At 43.1% G+C, this 20,125-nt stretch carries 11 protein-coding genes; 3 read left to right on the top strand and 8 right to left on the bottom strand.

Annotated features, from left to right (window positions below; translation table 11 throughout):
• Positions 1-178 precede the first annotated feature (178 nt).
• Together CWC03_RS10980 and CWC03_RS23470 are read left to right on the top strand one after the other, a co-directional pair.
• Complete coding sequence (locus CWC03_RS10980) at positions 179-652, top strand: VOC family protein (RefSeq protein WP_138581965.1); 474 nt, start codon at positions 179-181, stop codon at positions 650-652.
• Between the two features lie 462 nt (positions 653-1,114).
• Positions 1,115-1,276 carry a hypothetical protein gene (locus CWC03_RS23470; protein ID WP_162836400.1) on the top strand — a complete coding sequence of 54 codons (162 nt, stop codon included), beginning with the start codon at positions 1,115-1,117 and terminating at the stop codon, positions 1,274-1,276.
• 70 nt (positions 1,277-1,346) lie between these two features.
• Here CWC03_RS23470 and CWC03_RS10975 read toward each other — a convergent pair whose 3' ends face one another.
• Together CWC03_RS10975 and CWC03_RS10970 are read right to left on the bottom strand one after the other, a co-directional pair.
• Positions 1,347-2,363 (bottom strand): CDP-glycerol glycerophosphotransferase family protein, encoded by a 1,017-nt coding sequence (locus tag CWC03_RS10975; protein ID WP_138581964.1) that lies wholly within the window; start codon positions 2,361-2,363, stop codon positions 1,347-1,349.
• Positions 2,364-2,477: 114 nt separating this feature from the next.
• A complete protein-coding gene (locus CWC03_RS10970) occupies positions 2,478-3,515 on the bottom strand; it encodes a nitronate monooxygenase (RefSeq protein WP_249314013.1) in 1,038 nt (345 codons plus the stop codon).
• Between the two features lie 100 nt (positions 3,516-3,615).
• On the opposite strand from CWC03_RS10970, the gene CWC03_RS10965 reads away from it, so the two are divergent.
• The gene (locus tag CWC03_RS10965; RefSeq protein WP_138581962.1) at positions 3,616-3,795 is read left to right on the top strand and encodes a hypothetical protein; all 180 of its coding nucleotides are present in this window, start codon (positions 3,616-3,618) and stop codon (positions 3,793-3,795) included.
• A gap of 11 nt (positions 3,796-3,806) precedes the next feature.
• On the opposite strand, the gene CWC03_RS10960 is transcribed toward CWC03_RS10965, so the two are convergent.
• Genes CWC03_RS10960 through CWC03_RS10935 form a run of 6 tightly spaced genes read right to left on the bottom strand, consistent with a single transcriptional unit; the run spans position 3,807 to position 20,119 of the window.
• Positions 3,807-7,871: a poly-gamma-glutamate synthase PgsB gene (locus tag CWC03_RS10960; protein WP_138581961.1), complete on the bottom strand. Its 4,065-nt coding sequence runs from the start codon at positions 7,869-7,871 to the stop codon at positions 3,807-3,809.
• Complete coding sequence (locus CWC03_RS10955) at positions 7,861-12,084, bottom strand: hypothetical protein (protein ID WP_138581960.1); 4,224 nt, start codon at positions 12,082-12,084, stop codon at positions 7,861-7,863. Before CWC03_RS10955 ends, CWC03_RS10960 begins: the two co-directional genes overlap by 11 nt.
• On the bottom strand, positions 12,063-12,815 hold the full coding sequence (locus tag CWC03_RS10950; RefSeq protein WP_138581959.1) for a hypothetical protein: 753 nt from the start codon (positions 12,813-12,815) through the stop codon (positions 12,063-12,065). Before CWC03_RS10950 ends, CWC03_RS10955 begins: the two co-directional genes overlap by 22 nt.
• Positions 12,802-15,054, bottom strand: a complete 2,253-nt coding sequence (locus tag CWC03_RS10945) for a hypothetical protein (RefSeq protein WP_138581958.1) — start codon at positions 15,052-15,054, stop codon at positions 12,802-12,804. The genes CWC03_RS10950 and CWC03_RS10945 overlap by 14 nt, the downstream gene beginning before the upstream one ends.
• Positions 15,041-18,145, bottom strand: coding sequence for a poly-gamma-glutamate biosynthesis protein PgsC/CapC (locus tag CWC03_RS10940; RefSeq protein ID WP_138581957.1), 3,105 nt, complete (start codon positions 18,143-18,145; stop codon positions 15,041-15,043). Before CWC03_RS10940 ends, CWC03_RS10945 begins: the two co-directional genes overlap by 14 nt.
• The gene (locus tag CWC03_RS10935) at positions 18,146-20,119 is read right to left on the bottom strand and encodes a hypothetical protein (RefSeq protein WP_138581956.1); all 1,974 of its coding nucleotides are present in this window, start codon (positions 20,117-20,119) and stop codon (positions 18,146-18,148) included.
• Between the last annotated feature and the right edge of the window lie 6 nt (positions 20,120-20,125).

The raw sequence follows: 20,125 nt of genomic DNA, 5'->3' as shown, positions 1-20,125 counted from the left end.
TTGTGTGTTTTATGAACAAAACAAAATTAGCATATAGGTAAATAATTCGTTAATCAACATGCTAGTAGTGAGTATGTCTTATCGTCGTAACAACATGAGTATCGTAATTTTAATTCGCATATTTCAAATAATCGGCTAGGTTTAGAGGGAATTTAACGGACTTTATAGGATCCATATCATGGCGACTTCTTCAATTCCTCCCGGTTATCATTCACTCACGCCTTACCTCATTGTGGCTGGTGCAGCAAAAGCCATCGAGTTCTACCGAGCCGCTTTTGGTGCTAGCGTAAAGCTTCAGTTACCTATGCCAGATGGAGGAGTAGCACATGCGGAGCTGCTGATTGGTAACTCTTATGTGATGCTTTCAGATATGTGCCCTGATGTACACTTTAAAGATCCCAAAGAGCTTGGTGGCACGCCAGTTAGCTTGATGTTGTATGTTGACGATGTGGACACTGTGTTTGCAGGGGCAATTGAAATGGGTGCGCAACAAGTCACGCCCGTTTGTGATCAGTTTTATGGTGATAGGGCAGGAACGCTACGAGACCCATTTGGTCATGTCTGGACGATTGGCACGCATAAAGAAGATCTCACAGAAACCGAATTACTTGCACGAATGGCTGATTTTATGGATAAGCAACAAGATGCCTAGCCGAGGTAAGTTTGTGCCATTAGGTTGCATGTTTATTAATCTAGTGTCGTTTTTTGTTTGTTTTTGACGATGTGTTTTTTGGGTTTTGGTTAAAAGGCATTATTTAACATATGGTTAAGGGATATTCCTAAGGCGGAATGAATTTCAAATTTAATTTAATTGTTAATAATGTTGAATTTTTAATTTTTTCATGGCAGCTTAAGAATTAGTTATTAGGAAGTTTTGATCGCTAAACAACTATTTCAAGGAAATGATAATGAAACTAAAATTAAAAAAACCAGCGTTTCAGCAACTAGATAAAAAATCAAAACCTATCTTTACAGCAAACGCCTCAAGTAGCTGGCAGTGCTAATTTGACCGTGTTTTAGGCTAGTCTGATGATGTGGAGAATCTTATTCTCAGGACTATCAACCTTCAACAATACTACTTATAAATTAATTAAAATAACTCAAGGATAAGAAAATGAAATTGAAATTTAAAAAAACAGCATTAAAACAATTAGATAAACAACAAAGCTTGCCTCAAGAGCAAACACCAAACATCGCTGGCGGCGCAAATAGCCGTATTCCTTGTCGTCCGCCTTTAACGGAAACGGGAAATCAATACTGGCAGTGCGATTGTTAAGGTTAGTGATAAATTAACGTCCATAAGCTCACAGTAAAGTGAGCTTTTTTATGTCAAAAAAGTTATCATTTTAATTTATCTTCATATATTTCAATGCTTTACGTATTTTATAACGTCTCAATAAATTAAGCGGCTTACGTTTTAATCCAGCAGCAATTACAGCCTCTGTTGCTGCAAGTATACGCTCGGCGCTTTTACCATCTCGGTAAGGATGCACTTGCTGAATATATTGTTCAATACGTTCACTTTGTACGTCGGACAGATTGAGTGCTTGTTCAACCGCTTCAGATAATTGGCTTGCTTCGGTAATATTGATTAACGCATCTTGAGGTTGGTGATTATTAAAAGTGATAACTGGTTTACCAATTAGTAGTGACTCATCAACGGCGCTAGATGTATCAGAAATCACCACATCGGCTTGCTGAATGAGTGGAATGAGATTGTCATTTCCGGCAATTTCAAAGTCGCTGATGGTTTCAAGTTCTATGTACATCTGTTGCCACTGTTGTTTCGTCTTAGGATGAAACTTAAGCTGGACTTTGTATTTTCCTGATTCTGCGAGCAGTTTGATTTGTGCATGTAATGCTTCAAGCGACGTGAGATTCGGTGAAAAAGTAGGAGCGTACAGTATGACTGGCTTTTCATTCTCTTGCTTGGTGTAATCAAAGTAAGGGTCGAGCTTTGGCCAGCCAGTTTCAATCACCGAGAAATAACCATGCTTTTGTGCTAGTTGCTTAAATGGCGCTGTGGTAATTGGGCCGTGAGTACAATACAAATCGAAGAAACCGCGGATCCCAAAGTGACCTTTCTTTTTATATTCCAATCCGTGAAACACTTGCACTTTGGCGCCTGGAAAAAAGTCAGGAACAACGTTTCCAGGTACAAACACAGCTCTGGGGTTAAACGCCTTGACGTCCTCTACACTCAGTAATTCTACTTCGTCAGGTGCAAGTGAACTTGAATTCACATCTTTACCCTTTAAAAACCACTTCACCACGTCACCGTTAGCACGGATAGCGTTTTGGAGAGGCCTCAGAATGGCAAAGCTATATGGCTGCTCAATGTAGAAAAGATAATGTTTAGGCATTGAAAGTCACTTATAAAATCAGAATTTATGGCCAGCACTTGATTGGCGCAAATAGGGCCTGAGCGATATTAAGCAAGATAATACCGCTTTTACCGCGTCAATACCAAACATCCGTTAATCGGTGGTAATGTTGCTGATACGTGAATGCACCTCAGTGGCTTGAGCTATCATGTTATCCATTAAGGTTTGTACTGACTCGATTTCTTGAATTAAGCCTTGAGATTGACCAATAAACTGTACGCCATGGTCTAAATCGCCGTGGATAGTGGCGGCTTCGAGCTTTTCGGTGGCGGCACCAAAGAGCGACAGCATCTTAATTTTATCGAATTGAGAAAACAGTCCTAGTAGTAGCTTCCATAAAGGCATGTCGACCATTTTAGCGGCCTTGAATGATTTTATGGTGGCCATGAAAAAGTTCATAGGGCGGCGCGTTGCCTTTTCAGCCATAGGAGTTTTCATTACTCGAGCATAAAGGCCATCGAAGTTTTTGGAATAAATCGTCTGTTCAACGTCTTTTTCTACTACGGCATCTTTGACATGTTGATGCAAAGGACTTTCTTTGGATGTTGCAAAGCGAGAACCCATCGCAACCCCCTCTGCGCCAAGTGCTAGCGCGGCGATAAGTCCTCTACCATCGGCAAATCCCCCTGCGGCAATCACAGGTATATCAACAATATCAACAATGCTCGGCACCAAACACAGTGAAGTTACCTCTCCACCATGGGCTGCAGCCTCATGTCCAGTAACCAAAAGTGCATCAACACCAGATTTTTGTGCTGCTAACGCATGCTTTTGCGTCACCACAGTCGCAATAACTTTCCCGCCGTAGGCTTTAGCCGCTTCTATCAGCCAGTCGCCTTTTCCTAAAGAAAAATTAATAACAGGCACTTGCTCTTCTAATGCGACTTTGGCATTTTCTTTGGCGCCAGGCATCATTAACGTCACACCAATGCCAAAAGGTTTGTCAGTGAGTTCACGAATTTTTCGTATTGCTTCACGTGTTTCGTTCTTACTGAGAGGGCCCGTGGCTAAAATGCCTAAGCCACCAGCATTACTTACTGCTGCAACAAGCTCAGGTACAGAAATCCAGCTCATACCGGGTAGTATAATGGGTTTTTCGATGCCAAATAATTCGGTGATAGAAGTTTTCATCATTGTTATTCTACTGGTCAGATGTGTGTATGAGCATAGCTGGAATTTTGCTTGAAGTGAACACTGGTTGTAAGATACCTGCTTAGAAAGAGGAGCTAAGATGAACGTAGTTATATTATTAGTGAGTTTAGTCGTTGCTTTGGTCGTTTTGATACCGCTGTTGGAAAAGTATCAGCAACGATTAGGGCTAGATAAAATGCAAAAATATGCCAAATATGTACTGCCTTTATTAATGGTCACGCTGATCATTAAACTTATCTACGTTTTGGTTGTTGGGTAACGAGCGCCGAGCTATTTTTTGCGGCGCTTACCACTTTGTAGTTTCAGCCATCCTGGTTTTTGTGAACGATTTAATTCACTTAAAATAAGGGTTGCCTTTTCTATTGTGATCCTAAAGTCGGCGATATCTTTATATACCTGAACTGCGATCTTCTTTCTTTTTACCGCCGCGCCAGCGTCTAAAAATGACTCGACCAATTTATTCAAAAAGCGTGTTATGGGTGAGCGAGCTCGGGTATTACCTGTACTCTCTAAACGTTGTATTTGTTGCTCGAGTTTGCGCTTAATTTGCGTTAATTCGGCTTGACTAAATTCACTTTGAGCATTGGGCAAAGTTGCAAACAAGTCGAGCTTGTCAGCTAAATATTGGCATTCAATCGCGCTGAGTTCCTCTTGTTGTAAAATTCTACTTAAGCCATTTCTAAACTCCGTCTGTGTCACGCTGCGGCGGCTCAGACGCTCACAATGCTGATTAAATAACTGCCACTTTTGCCACATGTACACATAGCCTAATCCCGCGCCTTTGATATTTTGCATTCCGACGATAATTTGATGTTCATTTGGCAGTGCTTGTTTGGCAATGACTTGATTTAGGGCATCAGGCTTAATGTCGCTATCATGCACTAACGTACATTTGAGAGTGGCAAGTTGCTCTGCAAGCGCTGCTGTTTGCGAAAGCTTAGTGTTCAGATCTTCAACTTCCAAAATCGCATGGGCAATTGTCCACGCTTCAAAACGTTTTAGAATTAGCTGATGTGTTTCATCTTCACTGTTAAGGTGTGATTGTAGCGAGTTGATACTTGAAAATGCAGATTCAGGCAGCGTGGCTGTCGGGGAGTTTAACGATGCGATCAGCGTCTCTTTCGATGGTAAAAGTTTAAAGCGCCCAAGTAAATCACGCAGTGCATTGTGGTCGTTATTGCTGAAGATACTGTGTAAGAGGTTTTCCAGTGCAACCATAAAGTACTTAAAGAAACCATCAATATTGGTGCCGATCACCACAACGGCATCAAAATGCAGATCATTGGCCAAAATGTTAGCAAATACTTGCGATCGCGCTACACGGTCGTTGCGGTTGTTGATCAGTGCAACAATTTGCCCCTGCTTTCCCTGTTCAATAATGTTTAGACGTTTCCAGTTTTCAATCGTTGCCAAGCGCTCATTGGCAGACATGCTATTGATAAAACTTTGGCTAATTGCACCAATCTTTGCGGTTGCAAACTGTTGTAGCACCCCAACATCTGGAATAACTCTAGATGCCGTCTCTTTATAGACATAGTCCTTATTGATGCCAATGTATTGTGCCATCTTGCAGACCAAAGCGATGTTATCTGGGTGCTCGGCATAGGGGTATTTTGCGAGGATGTCAGGTGTGATCTGATATCCATCTCCCCAATGAATTTGAATAAGTGAGGTGTTTTTTTGCTCCGCCGCCAAGTTGAGCACGGAGGCCATATTCTGCTCGGCGGTGAACACTTGGGTGTTGTAGCCTAAAAAAGCAGACATCTCTTTTGCCACATCTAAGCCTGTTGGGCCCAAAATATCTTCATGATCTGGGTAGGCATTAGTAATGGTGGCGAAGTTATCTTTCATCCAGCGCACTAGAATTTTTACATATCTAGGGGTCAGACCCATACACTCCCAAAGGAAAATGTCAGCTTTTACCTGCTTTGCAAAATGCAGCACATCAGCTTGCTCCCAAATACTTGCTTTGTCGAAAGGCCGAAATAGTGGAATTTCATATTGTTCACCAGAAATTTTTGAATAGATAAGCATCGCTTCACAGCCTGTGGTTTTGCTCACAACCCTCAGGGCCAAGCTGCTAAATAAAGCCGACTTAAGCCTCTCGGTTCCTGATTTTCCTCGTGTTCCCCAACCGCCAATGGACACTGGAATGTGTTTGCGATTTTGTTTTATTCTTTTACTGACATAAATATGTCGAGTCCAAAAGTAGCTAATAAATGCAAGCACAAAGAAAACCAGCTGCGAAATACTATTTTGATAAATAGCATCGACGTATTCTTTAAAACTGCTCCAAATGGTGAGCAGCGCTGAAGTTGCACCTGAGCGCGTATAAAGTCGCTGAATGTCTGTCGCGACAGGAAATGGTGCTTTTGCGATGTCACCATAGGCACTGAAGTGCAACGAAAACCCTAGTGTGTTAAGTGTGTCTAAATACTTACGTTGCTCTAATTCGTTGCCTTTTCGTAGATGGTCAAGCTCAGCAAATTGCCATGTTATAGTCCAGTAGGCTTTTAAGCGTCGCCATAAAGTTGGTGGCGGAATGACCGTTAAAATACCATCTGGCGTATAGGTTTTGGCATCTTCTTTACTATGGTCATTGGTAAGCACGCTTAGCAGAAAGTCGAGTAATGGCAAATGTGGTCTGCTGGTTTGCTCCGCGAGGTTAAAGAGTAACTCCCCAGGCACTGTTGTTTCGCTAATTTCTGCGGTAGTGCAGCTGGGGGCATGGATCAACACGCTGGGCTTTTTCGCTTTGGTATGGGAATAGCTTTGGCGTTTATCGGTACTTGGGTGTCTTATTTCGTGTAATACTCGCCATAACCTTCTTGCTTGACGGTAGCCTTGTTGAATGCGCCAGCCTGTTTTCATTTTTGAGGCATTGAGGCTTTGACCACGCTGCGCAATATAAGAAAGTGAGCGGCCCAGTTCATCTTGAGGCCAATTTGCCAGTGCGTCACTTTGTTCGTTGGCTTCTAGGGATGCATTGAGCTGCGCGATGATGGCTTGATGATAGAAACTACCTAGCTGCTCTCTGGCTCTGGTGATATAACGACAAACGGCGATGTTTTTTTCGTTTGATAAACAGTCATTTAAGGTGTCAATAAACCGTTTGAAGCAGAGATCGACTTGATTTGATTCAAGTTGCATATTCAGCATGATACGCGCGCTTTGCTCAAGCGCTAAGCGCTTAAGTTGCATACTAAAATCGCTTTGTAATACGCGTTGCCACAATAAAAATGCGAAGTCGTGTTGACAAAATCGGTCTGCGGATAGCTGTTTTATCAAGGTGAAACGCACGGCATTTTCACTCTCTTGCTCAAACCGTTTGGTTATTAGCTCTTGGGCAAACGATATGGGGTAAAACTCAACAAGCTCTAAAGTGACTTGTCGCACTCTTGGCAATGTGTGCTCACTCAGCGCACGAAGCATATTGAGATCTTTTTCTGTAAGCCTCGGCTGGCTGACAATAATTTTTGGGAAAACACTTAAAATATAAAGTATTTCCGCGTCTACTTGCTGGCTATCGTCGTTGTTCGCTTCCTCTAGCAAGGCCCACATATAGGCACGAATAAAAGTGGGGCGTTGATGTATTAAGATCTCTAAAATATCGACGGTTGCCTGATAGGGCATATTGTCAGACTCAAGCAGCTCAATAAGCTTGGCGATAAGCTCCGCGTCCAACTCCGAGTCGACCTCATAGTTGTTTAAGGTTGCGACCATATTAACCAGTGAACGGATCAAGCCATGACGAATATGTTGATTTTGGCTATGGGCGAGTAAATTTAAGCAAAATGGCTGTAAATCCAAGCGTTGCCATGCATTTTCGAGCGTATCGTGGTGAGCTCGTAAATATCGATTCGTTAAAGCACCAAGTTTGGCGATTAAAAACTTAACCTGTTGCTCAATAGCGGCAACTTGATGTTGATATCGAGCAACCACAGCACCTTCGTCAAACCATCGTGAAAATGCTTTTTTATCTTGCTCTAACGCAGCTTTAGTGGTGCCAAGTTCTTGAGCATAGGCGATAATATGTAGCTCTTTTTCGCTGGCAAATTCAGACTTTGCAATACGTTGTACAAATCCAGTGTGGGATGCCTCTAGTAGTAAAATTTGTTCATGTAGGGTTTCAATCTTATGCCTTAAGAAGGCGATAGATTGAAGTACCAGCCAGTCGGTTTCATCCTCGTTTTCAGGGCGATTGTAAATGAGTTCCCATGCGCACAATTCGTCGATCAACGCACTGTATTTATGTTGGTACAAGTTCAGCCAAAACTTTTCAGTTTCGGCAAAAAATAGGGCTTCTAATTGACTCTTTAAGGCTTTAGCGCTCATGTAAATCTTGCTCTAATAAATGACTTAGCTGTAACGACTCAAAAATGATTTCGTCATGCGCATAGGGGGCAAAAGCAGTTTGCTGTAAGTTACCTAAGCGTACTTGGAGTCCGATTTGGTGTGTATTGTTAAACCAGTCTTGAGTCCATGTTACGCTCAACCAACCAGCGGTGTTATGACTAAAGTCAAAACCCGTTTGCCAACCTAATTGAGTTAAGTATTGCCATGTCGGATTGGGGCGGTTCTGATCAGCAAATACATAGCTTGATGTTAATCCTGCGCGGAAAATATGGCCTTGATAAAATTGATTCCAATCAAATGAAAACAGTGCATTGTCGAGCGTTTGCCAATCCTGATTAGACGTCAGAGTAACGCTTGAGCTGAAGTAGCTATCAACCCAAGGTTGATAGCGCAGCCCAGCATGCGCTTGCCAGCCATGCTTATGGTTATTACGGTAAAAGGTGTACATATCAGGACCAATTTGCTCGTCTGCAATAAACTCTTCCTTGCTGATACTGGTGTAAGTGTAAAAAGGCTGCCACCACCAAATGCTTCTAAAACCAGTATTATAGCGGTGAATTTGGCCAAGCTTTGCCGAAACACTTGAGCTTAAATGGGTTTCACTGATGGCTGTTGCATCTTGCCAGCGATTACGTATTCTTGCTTCTGCAAACCAACTCGACTGTTGTGAAAGCCAATCATATTGTCCGTTAATGGAGAAGGTGTCTTGATGATGATTGTCCATCGTGTAGAAAGTATCGATACGATACCAGTTATTTTCATCTTTCATTCTTAATGACAAGCCTAAATCGAGAGTGGTTCGGCTCGGGCTAGGCTCTGTTGTTTGTACAATGTCATCGCTATCAATATTCAAAAAGCCTTCGATGCCAGTGCGACTTTCATCAGTTTCAATGCGAGCGTGCTGAAATACCGGCTCAGCACTTGTTGGAGCCAACGGTAGTTTGGCTTTTAAAAACAGTGGCACTTCAGGTACTAGGTTAACGCGATGCAATGTTGGGCTTAACGTCCAGATAAACATGCGTGCTAACGTTTGCTGTTGTTGAGCGGTGAGTGAAACTTGTCCCGCTGGGTGGAAATAGGTGGCCTCACTTCTAATACCGTCAGCAAAGGTCTCAATTTTAATCAGGCTATCTTGAGTTAATTTTGCCGTGATAGGGGTTATTTTGTCAGAGCGATAAAAAATCTGCCTAGTATCCAATGGAATATCATGCCATTGGCCTTGATCGAAGTATTGCGGGCGTACACTCACACTTTGTCCAGATAGGGGATTGAGCCAGCGCAATTGCAGTAACCCTTGGCGCGTTTCGATTTGTTTAATGCCGTAATAGAGCGGTTGCGTAGGTTGCAAAGAGATGACATCACCTTGATTTGGCCCTACTAGCTCTACATTAGCAGGCGGTGCTACAACTTGCTTAGCGGAAGAGTAAGCAAACTTTACTCTTACTTGGACGTGTTGGTACTCAGAAAAATCAATAGTTAGTATTTCATTTGCTCTAAGCGGCAGACCAGACAGCTGGATTTCTGTCAGGTGTGCAGTTATTTGATCACCAAAGCTTCGTGCTTTAAGCGTATCAACCTCGACCTTTTGTGTACCCACATAACTTGTATATTGCTCGGCAGCTTGCCATTGACCATAGCGCATTAGACGAGCATACAAATCGGTTAAGATGGCATCACCCGATAAGCTTGGGTGCAGACGTTGAAGGACTCTATTGTAGTCTTCATTTGTTAGTGCTTGCTGGCTCAGTTGATACAAAGTATTTACTGCAATTTCTTTAGCGCTGAGCTCATTTGTAAGAAGCAAATCAGTGCCACTAATCAAGTGTGCAGACCGCTCTGCACTTGCGAGAATATTCGAGGCCTCTGGTTGCACCTTGATATCCACAAACAAATCGTTTTCGCTGAAAAGTGTGAGACTTTCATTTGCCGCTAAGTGGATATATTGCTGTGATGCAATAGATAACCGAGTGGCTTGTGGCTGCAATTGTAAGTTTGCGGCGATATCGCTAAATATAGGTAATAGCTTAGTTTCGCCGTTGTGTTCATATAGCAGCCATTGAGTATTCTTATATTGTTGTCCTTGGTAAGCTGCTCGTGCACTCAAATTTACCGTCAATGGGGTTTTTGCGACAAGTTTGATGGGCCTATCAGGGCTTAGTGAGTGTAGCTCAGTTTGAGTATCCATTGACTCCACGGCTTGTAAACCATAGTGGTTAAGGCTGTACTGAGGCTGAGTAAGTTCATTTGTTTGAATTACAGCTACTTGCTCGGCTTGTTTAGGTGTTAACATCATTTGTTCGCTTGTCCAAAGCGCCTCTTGCACAATTCTTGAATCAAGCAGATATGTCAACAGGATGTCATCGCATTGATATTGTGTAATATCCGTTCCATAGGCGGCGCACAACAGGCTAGCTTGAACATATTCACTCAGTACTAAGTATCTCGTGAGCAGCTCATTGGCAGCGTATTCTCTTAAAGATTGAGCGCTGCTTTTAAGTAGAGATTTTAGTAGTACCTCGGCGTTTCCACTGCGCTCTAGTTGCGTCAAAATAGCAATATTAAGTTGCCAAGCCATTAGCATAACTTGCTCGCTATGGCCGTTCAAATAAGGCTTCAGTTTTGCAAGTGCAATGAGGGGTTTAGTCTTTGCTACGATTTGCAATTCTGCAAGTACTTTGGTGGCAGTAAACTGGCTATGGCTGTCAGTCTTAACACTTCGCTCTGGTGCGCTCAGTCCGCTGAGAGATAAATTGTAAGTATCTGCTCTATTTTGTTTGCTTCTTGCCAGCAGGTCTTGGATAAGTGACCCTTTGGATAATGCTTCCTGCGTCATAGGTAAGAAGTCGGGAAATGGTTGTAAGCGATTCACTGCTGCAGCGATATCAAGCGCTTGCTTAGCACCTTTTATCGTTATATTTGTCGATGCTGGGGTTACCTTTAGGGTAAGCCTTTGAAAGTGACTGCTAGGTGTAACCAGCAGCGAGTGTTGATCATGCTCGCTGGTGAGGGTTAAGCGCTCTTTCGTTCTTGCTCGAATATATAGAGTAATCTCGTTATCAATCCTTGATATGTTCTCAAGGTTATAATTAAGTGGCTGAGATGACGTTATGTAATTCACTCGCTGCGCGCTTGAGGTGAGCAGTACATGACCTGAGACTGTGCGACTGCCAAGTGTCACTCCGCTTAGGGCAACATGATGAGTGAGCGATTGAGAAGAGCTTGGCGTTAAAAAATAAACCGTAGAGGCAATATCATTAAGCATTTGCTTACGCTTAAAAGCTATGGCTGTGTCTTCAACGTTAAAAGCGAGTGATGAAGTATCACCATCTATGTAGAGGGTGCTGAGCTGTTCGTTTAGCTGTTTGCTCCAGTATGGGTTAAACAACCGCTCTTGCTGCTTTATTCCTGCATTGTCATCGTATATACCACGATGCATTTGTAGTAAGTTGACATAGGTAGGCACGGTAGCTGTGATGGTGAGGTAACTACCTTTTGGGACGGCAATGTAATCTTGATTAGACAAGCCTACTTTAGGCTCAAGGTACTCGTCCGCTTGGATATCTGATATCGCAATGGTGCTGATAACCTCACCATTGACTTTAATCGTGACAGTACCATTTTGTGCAATCGCATGCAGATCTTTTCTAACCTCTAGTTTGAGCTTTTTGGCGTGTTCAAAGAACACGCTTGTCACTTGAGTAGGCTGTAGATGGAACCAGCGCTCTGTATCTTGCGCTAATTGTAGTGTTTGGTCGTCAAGCCCCGGCAGTCTAAGGGCTCTTCGATAGGGATCTCTGTGGCTGTGCATGCTGCCCTGCCAAAGTGCGAGAGATTGATCACTATCACCTTGGTATGCAACCTGAATTAATCGATTTTGTTCCGTTGCACTCAATTGGCAGCGGGATTGAGCACATAACCAGTCGGACGTTGGAATAGCACGTTGTAGCTCTGGCGTTTCACCTGCAAAAAACTCAAATGTCTCAAGGGAATTTGGTGTTGTGACTAACCAAGCACGGCTTGGCAAAAACAACCACGCTTTTTGCTGCGGTGCGAAATACTTGTTGGCACTGGCTTGAGTAAGTTGCATACGTGGCAAATCAACCCATTGGGCAGCCGTTTGTATCCCTACCTCATTGGCTCGGGATATCGTCGCAAACAGCAATAGTGTCATTATAAAAGTGATTGCACGCATTGAGTAAACTGCTCTAGTTGTTGATTGTTATTAATTAATTGCTTTCTTATTTGATAGCTTAGTTCAATATGGATAAAACTATATTCTGGGAGCGTAAGTTGATGTAGGACATTTTTCGTCCCGCCTAATTCTCGCACCTCTTGCGGATAAATCAGCGTCCGATAACCTTGTTTAACAAGACAAGATTTCAACTTCCAGAGTGTGTCATTATTACTTTGGCCTTGGCTTAATATTATCTCACTTAGTTTACCTGCGTCGGACTTTCGCTTTTTCTGACTGAACCCATGTATTTGGAACACTTTTGCCTTTGGGTGTAAAGATGTAAAACCTACAACCGCTGAAGCGTGAATATTGTTTATTTGCTTGGCGTAATCATAGGTTTTTGCTGTGTCATTGCTCTTGTACCTGTGCTTTGTGTTGCTCACGAGTACTTGGCAACTGTGTTGGAAAATATGCTCACCGATGGTCAGTGTATGCTTATCGTGAAAACGATGTGGAACAGATACCACACAAGGTCGATGCGTTGGCGCATAAATGACTTCGCCATGCGCATCACTTTGAGGCTTTGGCGTCAATGTAAATTGCTCTGCTTGATGCGTTAATTGCCAGCCGTCGAGCGTCACAGGTTGGTTAAACCAGCGCGCCATTGTGCTGCTGTTGGGAACCGCAGCGTTGACATTTAATGCCAGGCTGAATGTTATGTAAAGCGCGTAGCTACTAAGGCGTCTCATTTTGCCACCAGTTTAATGTTGCATCAGGCTGTTCATGTTCCTCCAGTACACTTATCCAAACATCATGTGAAAAGCGAAGCGTTATGGTGTTAGGCGATGTTAAGTCTTGAAACAGTGGCAAAGTAATACTTGGATACTCGTACAGCTCAGTGTGACTAGGGTTAAAAAACATCCTCATTTGTGCTGTGTTTGGATGTAGGACAAAGTGTTTAGCTAAAATGGTGTACTCATCGCTTGGGGTGAGTACCTTAGTGCTATCCAGAGTGGTTGCAACCGTGATTTTATCTTGAGGGTCGGCACTAAACACTTTGACGACCAACGCGTTAGGTTGCAAGTTATTATCACTTACAGCAACAGTGAGAGGTGTTGATTTCGCTACTTTGTACAGGCGGATCTTCCGCATGGTTCTTGGGATCCCTTGATTGATGAAAAGTGCCTGAGTATTCGTTAATTCCTCTATTTGTAAAGTGTTTAGTGGCACCTCAAATAGTGTCGGTTTACGCTTTTGCTTCACAATCACACTGCTTGGGTAGTTTGTTGCTTCACCGAGCTTAAAGAGTTCAGATTTAGCTACCTGACGATATTCGAACTCCATTTGCGGTACTGAGGTATCAAAGTAAGCTTGCTCAATGGGTACCAGCGCGATATCCGATACAGCTAAAAGTTGGTCTAAGTCTTTGGATCGGTACTGAGGGAGCAAATCAGGTACTTCGGGTGGCGCTTCAAATAAGCGCACTGAGGCTATTTGCTTTTGAGTATGAAAGAGGTAATGGTTGTCGGCCTTTTGGCTAAACCATGCGTCAATTCCCTGATAGATTGGACTTTCAGGGTCACACACGGGGTCGCAACGATGGCTCAGGTAATTAAATGTTGGGCTGCGTGCTTGCAGCTTCACCATCGCGTCTTCGGCTGCAATTTTGATTTGATTCACGTTACCTGGTATTGCTAAATAACGCCTCTCTGCGGCAGGTAAGGCTTGACGCTCTGTGGTTTCAGTTATCAGCCTATCATACAGAGCTAGCTCAGCCGTTGCGGTAAAAACATAGTCCTTGATCCGCTGATTATTGCTATAGAGGCTCACAGAGACAGTGCTGCCAGCAGGCGCGCGCCACTCCAAAGCGATATCACTTTTAGGAGAGACTTGATAGTACACCGACGTTTGGGCGTTGAGTATATAATAATAACTATGCAGCGGGATTATTGGGTCGACGCCATTGCTATACACCTGAATGCTGGTAGGTGCGTTTGCACTAATGGTAACAAGGCCAGCTGGTAAGTTGCTCAATTTGGATTGGGTATTGGATAGCATCTCAGGTGTTAGTCGCCTTGGTGCGTCGAGTTGGCGTAAATCATGCCAAACAAGTGTGAGGTTTGCTTTTTCGGGATGGCTTACTAAATATTCCGTGTGTTCATAGACACGAAAACTGGCATTCAGCTGCTCAGAAATAAACAAACTATCTAAATCTAGCTGGGTCGAAAAATCATGATTAAGTACATTGTAGGGCAGTGACTCGTATAACAAGTCAGCACGAAAGTCTATGTTAGGCACGCCCTGTGGCGCTAGCTTTTGCCAATCCAACATGACCGAATTGTATTTTTCTTCGTTGGTTAAGGCGTTTTCACCTATAGTGTGGTAATTCGTCATGCGTTCGCGCCACTCAGTTGGTCTTTTAAGCCATGCTTTGGCGGGATCGGTAATACTGTTACTAGTTTGGGCATGGACGCGTACCACTACGCCTTTAAGCTGAGCATTTTCTGGTATCAACTTTAAGGTGATAGTTGTAGCCTGTTGTAACTCTTCACGATTTAAATAGAAGGATTGCCCTGACGCCACGGCTAATGCTTCACGGTTTTCAATAATCTGTTTTACCTGTTGCTGAAAGTCGTTTGAGGCAGCTTTAGCCGCATGGTGATAAGTACCTTTATAAATAACCGTTCCCTTTGCATCAAGTAACTGATATTCAATAGCATAGTTGACAGGCTGCTCATCCAGCGGCTGAGATTCGAAAATCCCATTGGACAACACACGAACAGACATAGTCCGGGATGGGGAAAAGGAAAACTTCAGTGCACTGTCGGTCTTTAGCCAATGAACATTGGAACGGATATTAAATAGAGTCGAGGTATTTGAGGGCTCTGCCGATTTTACCCACACAAATAAAGTGACGGCGAACCAAACAAAAAGTAATAGCAAAGTCGTAAAAATAACAAATCGTAATATCTGCTTAATCCAGTACATAACGCCCCTCATGAACCGCTTTTGCATAAGTGGCTAAATCAATAATGCGATTTCTTCTTGGTAAGTATAGCGCGAGCAGTGTGTTGTCACGGGTAAACATTAATCCCAGCTCACCATTTCTATGCGTGATGAAGGCACTTATTTTACATTGGCTTTCGAATTGACAAAGTGCTCGGAACACCGGTAAGTGTTGGGTGGTTGCATAGCGACCTGTGGCGACGTGAAGTGCATCAATAAAGGGGGTACTGGCCTCATGCCAATCATTTGGAGAGAGGGTAAGCAAGTCGATCACCTTGAGCTTAGGTGTGTGTGCAACGGCTAAAAGGCGCTGCAATAATGCATCGCTGGTAATGGCAAAGTGCGATTTAAAATCTGATGCCAACCACAGTGCCGCTAACTCACTTTTTGGTGCGAACAGCTGATATCCAGACTGCGGTGTGGTACCGAGCTCCAAGCCTCTTGTTGCTTCTTGTCCTAATACGGTTTGAGTATTAACACCAAGATCAGTGAGTACCCTTTGTAGTTTAGCAATGGTGTCATTATGAATAGAGTTAGGCGTAGTGAATTGGTACGCAAGCGCTGAAGGTCTTATGCTTGCAGGTGCGCTATGACTACGGATCTGTAAGTTAAGTAAGGGGTTGTCATAAAAGTAGCGCTGTGCACTTTGATACACCACATTAAACAATGAGCGTACGTTGTCGGCTGCCATTACATTGGCATCTATGCTGGTATATGGGTGAGCACCAGCGATTGCTAGTAACTTTGCGTGAGTAGCTGTAAACAGCCGGCCAGAGAACTCCAACGTGTTACTTTCAAAGAGTGGTCTAGGCACAGCAATGGTGAGGGAGGGTTTAGCCAACAACGCAATAAAATACACACCTTGACCTAAGTCATAGGCAGATTTGGTATCCAACGGAGAAATCGCAACGAATTGTCCTTGGTTATTTTCAATTAATGTTAATTGGTACTGTAATAGATTTGCTACGCGATTTATTTGACTCAGCCTTACTTCAAGTGTTTCTGGCGCTGTTACTATTTCAAGGTTTTGGGTGATAGCAAATAGCGGTCGCAACACTTCATACTCCCATAGTGCAGCACTGGTATCGCTCAGAGCACTATATGCCCCGCTGCCTTTGGCACTAATGTGAGTTGAAAATTTTTCAATAAGTGCCTGTATGCTGTCATCGCTTGTGCTTATCTTATCCATGTCTTTGTCTATACGTTGCAGGCCATATGCGCTTAGCAACGACGAGTAGCTATCCGAGCTTAAATACGCCTCAATCATTTGGCCATGGAACTGGCTGTAAGGTAAAGGCGCATTTGCCGCGAGACCAAAGTGTGCATCGTTGATGTTAAACAAGGTAGCAAGTTCAGATTGTTGCACTGAGCTTGGTACACTGTTAAATATCCACATCTGTGCGTTTTCTTTCAAGCTGTGTTGATGCATCAATTGGCTTACTTGCCGATTAATTTCTCTGAGTTGGACGACTTCTGGAATCTCCATCGCCATAAAAAAGTCACTATAAAACTCGCTTTGTTTGCCGTTCCTATCGCCACTTTGGTTAGGTCGCGCATTGCCAAACGCCATAGCCTTACTTTGCCAGTAGGAAAACAATATCCCGGCAGCTTCGCTGGCAAGCCGCTCAGCGGTGGGATAAGGCACACTGATTATATGAGCTTTTTGAGCTGCTAAATTAATGATAAACAGGCCGCGCTTGTGATCTTGTTGATTGTCTTTTATAACTAAAAATTGTGTCGTACGCTGCAAAGAAAAATCAGCTTGACGAAGTAAGTCGGCGGCCTCGGCATAGCGTGAATTACTATTCTGTTTAAGCAGCCTAACCGCTTGTTTAAAGTGACTACGTTGCTGCTCGGTCACATATTGGCTGACATTGACGTTAGCCGTATTTTGAGTATACAGCTGGCTCTTATAATTACTGATCACTTGGCTGAGTGTTAAATCGCTGACTGTTTCATTTACCGCTAAGGTATTACTTTTTACGAATAGGCTTGGAATAACCATAATTGCAAAACCGATACAGATGGCGATGAAGCCACCAACAATTGAAGTTTGAAAAGTTGCACGGATCACAAGTCCAAGCGCATTTTTTTGGTAAATTTTAAGGGCAAGTAAGGTCGATAGCATGTAGCCAAAAGCAAAGGTATCAGTCACTTTTAAGGCTGGGAAGTAACCGACGACGACATAGTTCAAAATAAGCTTGTAGACAAAGCCAATATTAAAAAACAGCAACATGAGACGCGCGCCTTCGATATTGGCATGTTTTAACCGCGTAAAGTTTAAAACTACATATCCAAAGACTAAAATAATCGCTGTTTCTACGAATGATGTAAGCAGCTTAGTGGGTTGCATCAGTTGCAGTGCCAGCAGCGCTGGCAGCATAATGCCATTAAATTCCCAGCCGTACTTTAAATTAGCCCTTGATGCGATAAAAGCGGTGATCACCAAGATAATGTAAGCTTTAGGAGCTGCAATAATTGAGGCCGCAACTGCTTCGTACATAACGGCAAGATTAGCAATGCTAAAGTTGGTGAACGTCATCAATCCAAAACGAATGATGACATAGGTAACAACCAACTGAATAGCAGTGACTTTTATGCCGTATTTAAAGCCGCCATTCCACATTACATTGGCAGTCAAGGCGATGATAATGAGTCCGAGACTATAAAGCTGTGCGGCGTAATCAAAAGTGATGTCCCATTGTGTTAGGTGCGTAGCGACCACAGGCCAAAACAGCACATCCATGGTAACTCGAACAATAATACTTAACAAAACGATGGCAAAAAACCGGTCACGACCGAACATTTCAGCATAGCCCAGTCGCTCAACCAGTGTTTTGGCAAAAAACCGCATCAAGCCATAAACGACAATGGCCTCAACAATGATCACCCAAGCCGATGTTGGGCTCACTATAAATAGAGGGACTAGATAGCCTGGAACCACTAAACCAGTTAACGGGAAGCCAAACCTAAGGTTGAAAAATGCGACAACCGCGATGCCTATCCAAACACACGTGATAACGGACTGCCCAAGTCCGCCCGCACTTGGAAATAGCATCAGCGTCCAGTCCATCTATTCGTCATCCCACTCTTCAGGTAAAAGCTGCTCGTTAACCGCAAGCTGCTCTGACAAGTGTGTTAAAAAGGCTTCTTTATCATTTAGCTGAGATAACTGCTCGCCAAGGTCTATAAACTCAAACAATACCCCACTAGTCTCAAATGGTGTGCTGGCGTTAAGACTGGTTGACTGTTTGAGTAAGGCGCGAATGCTTAGTAAATAAGTTCGATTGTCTAAATATACAGGTAATACGATCTTGCCACGTTTTAGAGTTAAATAGCGCAGCTTTCCTTTGGCCTGTTCACTATCCATCTCGGTACAGCGGCAAAGTAAGTCTAGGGCGGACATGTCGAAAATAGACAGCTTATGTTCTCTAGCAAAGCGCTCAAGAGATTCATTTACCTGCACAATTTGGCCAAATAAGTTATATAAAATACTGGCACTGTGAAGCTGGTTGAAGACATGCTCCAGTGAGGTGAGTTTTTGATCCATCTCATTAATTGCATTTTTGATTTTATGACTTAATGGCTCCTTCAGAGAAAAAGTCAGCGCCCGAGTTAGTGTGCTTTTGAGGTTTTTTTGCTCAGCAGAAAAGACTTTATAGTGAAATAGTAATTCACCAATTTGATGTGCAAAGAGATTCACATTTTTAATAAACGCTTGCTCATCAAAGTTGTTTTGAGGAGTGACAGTTAGCGCCCAAAACCCCCGAACATCTCCTGCGTACATCAAAGGCGCGATATACTGCTGCTCATCCTCCGCTAGTTGTTGGAAGAAAGGGCGGGTAATTTTGATAGCACCAAACGCTTTGATTGCATCTGAATAAGGTACTCGCTCATAATCTCGTCGCATTTCTAAGATATCACTGAGCTGACAGTGTATCGCACGTATTTCAGTTACTCTGTGGTCACCCTCTAAGCGGGTGAGAAAGATGCTTCTTTTCAGGTTTAGCTGTTGATTAACCAGTTGGATGATCGCATCCCAAGGCTCGTTTTGCTCTAGGAAGTGACGTGGAAGATATCGACCTAACATACGTTGCTGGATCAGGGCTATGAGAGACTTTAAGTTTTCTTCTTCTGACCATTTCAGTGAGATAAACACCCAAAGTAGCGTCAGCCATATCAAAGATAACAACTCACCAAGCGGCAATAACACGGAGTACCAATGATGCGCAGCAAGGCCACTTATAATAAGTAATATGCTGGTGAATACCGCAATGACGACATTGGTCTTTGTCGCATTTCTTTGGTACCACACTAAGAAAAATATTGATGCTAGTACCATGAGTGCGGCTATCGTCACTTTATTTAAAGGTTGAATAAAGCTGTCGGATGCAAAGCTATTGGCGATAAATGCTTGCAGGTAAACAGGCGGAAGTTCTTGCGCGCCAAAATAAGCGTTACTATTCAAGCGTGAAAATTTTGAATGTTGAGCAACTAAGATGACTTTCTCACTAAGTTGTGCTGTGAATAGGTCGCCATCAAGCACTCTCTGCGCGCTAAATTTTGGTAGCGAATAATAAGGCAGCGAGTAGTCTATAATTTTGTTGAGGTATTCACCATGCTGGGGAAATATTTTATCCCACAGTATGTTACAAGTATTAGCTGGTGGTGCGAGACTGATTGCGCTGCCATACCAATTTTCCGTTTCCAACAGACAAACCGATTGCGTATTGAATGGATAGTAAATCGGGCCGTCGTTTTGTTGTGGCGAAAGCTCGGTATTTGCAAAGAATACAACGGCTTTTGGTTGATAGTCAGAGAGTATTTTTGCCAACTGCTGATGTTGTTGCTGTAAGTTTTCCGCTTCAATCACGACTACTTGCGTTGCTTGTGTGGTGTTGAGCTTAGAAAACCACTTTAACCCAATTAGGTTTACCTGTTTATATAAGCCGGATGCCGAGGCGATCAACAAAATAGCGAATAAGCTCATAAATAGCCAAAACTCACGCTGGCGTTTTATAAAATTTAATTGACTAAAAACCGACATGCTTTA

The organism is Pseudoalteromonas sp. S2755 (assembly GCF_005886535.1).
In the GTDB taxonomy this organism is placed as follows: Bacteria; Pseudomonadota; Gammaproteobacteria; order Enterobacterales; family Alteromonadaceae; genus Pseudoalteromonas.
Note: the sequence above shows the minus strand (reverse complement) of the source record. Positions and strands in the feature narration are given on the sequence as shown.